The organism is Thiomonas sp. TH-17, from assembly GCF_057473305.1.
The window spans coordinates 1-3,863 of the sequence record NZ_JBYCKI010000125.1 but is presented as its reverse complement, the minus strand read 5'-3'; the positions used below and the strand labels follow the sequence as shown (position 1 = coordinate 3,863).

At 55.8% G+C, this 3,863-nt stretch carries 2 protein-coding genes; both read right to left on the bottom strand.

From position 1 onward, the window contains the following. A partial coding sequence (locus AC2VLV_RS07580) for an AlbA family DNA-binding domain-containing protein (protein WP_486989398.1) occupies positions 1–979 on the bottom strand: 979 nt, incomplete at its 3' end. Next, positions 976–3,771, bottom strand: coding sequence for a class I SAM-dependent DNA methyltransferase (locus AC2VLV_RS07575; RefSeq protein WP_486989397.1), 2,796 nt, complete (start codon positions 3,769–3,771; stop codon positions 976–978). The genes AC2VLV_RS07575 and AC2VLV_RS07580, both read right to left, overlap by 4 nt. Positions 3,772–3,863: the final 92 nt, after the last annotated feature.

The following is a 3,863-nucleotide window of genomic DNA, read 5'->3' as shown; positions in this document are numbered from 1 at the left end:
ACATCTCAACCAAGGGACCCGCACCCGTGATGGTCATATCCTGGTGAATCAGCGCATTGGCCACCAGCTCGCGAATGGCAATGGCCGGGTACAGCGGGCGTTCCTCGCGGAAGGCTTTGCCGATGAATTCATTGCGAGGCATCAGGCCATCGATAAAATCGATCAGACCGGTGAAGCCAATGGCATACCCCTTCTGCCCGTCTTGCCGATGCGTCACCGTGTCGGCGCGGCCCAAGCCACCATAGGCTACAAAGCGGATGGCCTTGCGGGCGATGGATGGGGAAAAATCTGCCAGCCGCTTGGCGAACAGAATGGCCCCGAGATTCATGATGTTCCATTGCCCGCCCACATCCGCCTGCACCAGATGGTCGGCTGTGAGCTTGTCGAAAATGCCCTGGCGATTGTCTGGCAACGGCTGACCAGTCAAATCAAAGTAGGTAGCGTAATCCAGCCGCGCCAGCACGTCATCGCCGCTCAAGAATTGCGCCGCGATGCCCGTTTCCCAGGCATAGGGCTGTAATTTCTCCCACAGGGCTTTCAAGCGTTCCGGGTGATCCGAGAGTCGGGGTGTGGCACTACCGATGCGGATAAAAGCCTGCCGATCAAATTCTACCGGACTGCTGGCGGCAGCCGGAATCTCCAGTATGACCAGCCGTATGCCGTGGTAATCGACAAGCTTGAAGTTGAAAGCAATGGCTGGTTGCAGGCGCTGCGCCAACCACATATCCAGCGGCTGGCCTTGCTGCAACTGACTGGAAGGCTCAAACGTAGTGCCGACAGCAGCGTGATCGCCATCACGCACGCCCCACAGCACATAGGCAAACGGCTGATCGGCTAACCGTGCCGCATTGGATAGTGCCGAGATCAATTTGCCGATCATCTGCGCATCAGCATTGTTTTCCTTGAACTCCACCCACGAGATCTCTGCTGGACGCTGAAGCAGGTCGTCGATCAGGGCCAGCGTGCGTTGCTCGCTCAATGAGCTTTCCCCCTGGTTGCTTTGGCAGCAGGCTTGCCTTTGGCCGCTGCCGCCGTCATTTTCGAATATAGATCAAATAACTTTTCCAGTCGCTCGGTGTCGTTTTTGAAGCGGCGGCCGATGTAAATACGCTCCAGCACCTCGTCGTTGCGCTCGTGGGCATGGCGCAGATTCTCCGGCATGTTATCCGGGTCGTACAGATCGGCGATGGTGGCGGGGAAATGGACTTCGCGGGCGAGCAGAATGTTTTCCGCGCAGGTAGTCAGGTCGGCCTTGTTCTGCTCGGTGAGGAGGGGGACTGGGAAGGTGTTCCAGCCGAGGGTGTTGGAGTAGCGGAAATCGGTTTTCAGCTTGCCACAAACTGTGGCAATCCAGACCAGATGCAGGCGTGAAGCGATAAGCGCCATGTTCCAGAGGGGGGCGTCGTAGAGGGCGAAGGCAAGGTTAGTGACCGTTGTTTTTGAATCAACTACTCCAACGGGCAGAAATTCACGAGCTTCAGATGAAACGCCCGGCATAACAATTGTTTGCGTTTGCCCAATATTCATTTCACGCATTTGATGTGCCCGTGTAGCCATTTGCTTTGCGCCATTATCGCGGCTCGTCAGCCGCATCGCGCGTACGCCTTCAATGCGCTGCCGAATGGCATCAATACCCATCGCTTCTTCGAGATGAGCGTCTTCAATCCACAGACAGTAACGCTCCAGACCACGAATAAACTCTGCCGAGCCGTAGATGCGACGAAGAAAGCGGTTACGCTGTTCTGGTGTCAAGCTAAGCGCATTGACCTCATCTCTGGACAGCAACAGATACCCGCCATCCACGGGCTTGTTGCCGAAAGTCATTTCTGCCTGACCATTCAAAGGCCGTGCCGCCTTCTCTATCACCACATTCGTCCCAGGCACCAGATAGGCATTGATGTGGGCGATGTCCTTGACTACGGCTTCGCCATCGTTATTGAGGGCAAACAGCCGCCTCAACTTGGGCGCAGGGTTGGAAATACCCACAATGGCGACCGTCACTCCGGCATTATGGCTGGCAAGATTCGCCCATTTGAACGAAGTGTGGGCAAAGCTGATTTCATTGCCCGTAGCAAAGATCAGCGGCCACAGAATCGGTACTTGCTGGCCCTGGCAAATCGAATTGGTGGACACGAATGCGGCAGCGGCCTGGGTGTGTGTACAGTAATCGGCAGCTTTCATAAACCAGCCAGCCACGTAATCGAGTGATTTCCAGATCTTGCACCGGTGATTAAAAATTGCTTTGAGGTCTTCTTTTTGCTCTGCCGATTGCCAGGTACTGCCTAGGTAGGGCGGATTGCCACAGATATAGGTTTCACCGCCCTCGTTTGCAAAGTCCATTTCTGCCTGATCCTGCGGCGTGCAAAACAAATCATCCGCCACCAGCTTCACTCCCGTTCCCGTCGGAGGGCAGATGCTCAGCCAATCCAGCCGTAGCGCATTACCGCAGACAATCCAGTTCTGCGCGTCCAGCGGCAGAAATTCCGCCAGCGCGTCCTTCTGCCCTCGATACAGCACATCGCACTGGAACTCGGCGATAATGAGCGCAAGCCGCGCAATCTCCGCCGGAAAATCGCGTAACTCGATGCCCCGAAAATTGGTCAACGGAATTTCGCTACCCAGTTGCGTTTTGCCCAGGCGACGATTGATTTCCACCTCAATTTCGCGCATTTGTTTGTAGGCGATGACCAGAAAGTTGCCTGAGCCGCAGGCCGGGTCGAACACACGGATGCGCGCCAAGCGTTTACGCAGGTTCAGCAGTTTGCGCTCGTTATCACCCGCTTCGGTCAACTGGGTGCGCAAATCATCCAGAAACAGCGGATTCAACACCTTCAGGATATTGGGCACGCTGGTGTAATGCATGCCCAACGCACCACGCTCTTCATCATCGGCCACCGCCTGAATCATGCTGCCGAAGATGTCCGGGTTGATTTGTTTCCAGTTGAGGCCACCGGCATGCATCAGGTAGGTGCGTGCCATGTGGGTGAAGCGCGGCACCTCGGTACTCCCGGAAAAGAGGCCACCATTCACGTAGGGAAACTGACTTGCCCAAACCGGCAGACGGGGTTGGGTGTTTATGCGCTCGTCGTTTTTAATATTCATGGCACGGAAGATAGTTTCCAGCACCTCGTGGGTGTTGGCACCATTTCGCTCGCTCATTTGGTCTACCGTGCGGGTGAAAAGCCCATCGTCATTGAAGATGTCGGTTTTTTCGGCAAAAAAACAGAACACCAGCCTGGCCATGAAATGGTTCATGTCGTGGCGGCGCTCGCTAGATGCCCAGTCCGGGTTTTCGCGCAGCAATTCGACGTACAGCTTGTTCAACCGCCCGGTAGCGCGCACATCAATAGGGTTATCTTTGATTTCCTTGATTGTGGAGATGCCAGCCAGCGGCAGGAAAAAGCCGAAGTGATTGGGGAAGTCCGGGTAGGCGCAGGCGATGGTTTCGCCACTCAACAGTTCTTCGACCTCCAGGTTCAGCCCGTCGGTGGCGAGGATGAACTTGGCTTTGGCCTTGGCGGTCGCCGGGCTGGCGCGTAATGTCTTAAGGGTTTCGCCCACGCTGCCTTCTGCGCATACGGCGATATGGATGTTGTTGCGCTGGAGTACACTGCCGGGCACATCGGAGGCGTTATTGTTGCCCGTGCGCAGGCGCTTGAGAGCGGTGTCCTTATTGCCGAAAGCGGCCAGGAACGTGAACGGAAACTCCACGGCATCAAATGTCTGGCAAGCGAGGTCTGTTATGGCGGCTTCGATTTCTACTGCATTCATGTAGCCACTCGCTGAACCATCACCGGTTTCCCTGCAATAACCACCGCATGGCGGACGCGCAATTGCAAGGACGTCTCGTCTCTGAAGGTATT